At 32.8% G+C, this 320-nt stretch carries 1 protein-coding gene; it reads left to right on the top strand.

Going from position 1 to position 320, the window contains the following annotated elements; translation table 11 throughout:
- Nucleotide 1: 1 nt before the first annotated feature.
- Entirely contained in the window at nt 2-274 is a 273-nt protein-coding gene (locus H6A61_RS15520; protein WP_346342347.1) for a nucleotidyltransferase domain-containing protein, read from the top strand.
- Nucleotides 275-320: the final 46 nt, after the last annotated feature.

Below are 320 nucleotides of genomic sequence, written 5' to 3'. Positions count from 1 at the left end.
AATTGCAAAAAGATACAAAAAACTGGTGGCAGAAAAACTACCCGTTAAGGCGCTATATATATATGGCTCGTACAGTAAAGGTACATATAACGAAAATAGTGACATTGATATAGCTGTGGTGGTAGATAAATTAAGTGATAATTATTTTGATGATACTCCTGTCTTATGGAAATTAAGGAGGAAAATAAGTAATCTTATAGAACCTATTCTTTTAATCGAGGATAACAATAATCCTTTGTATTGTGATATAATGAAAACAGGCACATTGATATGAAATATCTAGACCCCAAAGCCGATTTGACCTTCAAGAAGGTGTTCGG

The organism is Bacteroides caecigallinarum, from assembly GCF_016901995.1.
Lineage (GTDB): Bacteria > Bacteroidota > Bacteroidia > Bacteroidales > Bacteroidaceae > Phocaeicola > Phocaeicola cellulolyticus.
This window is presented reverse-complemented; position numbering and strand designations above follow the sequence as displayed.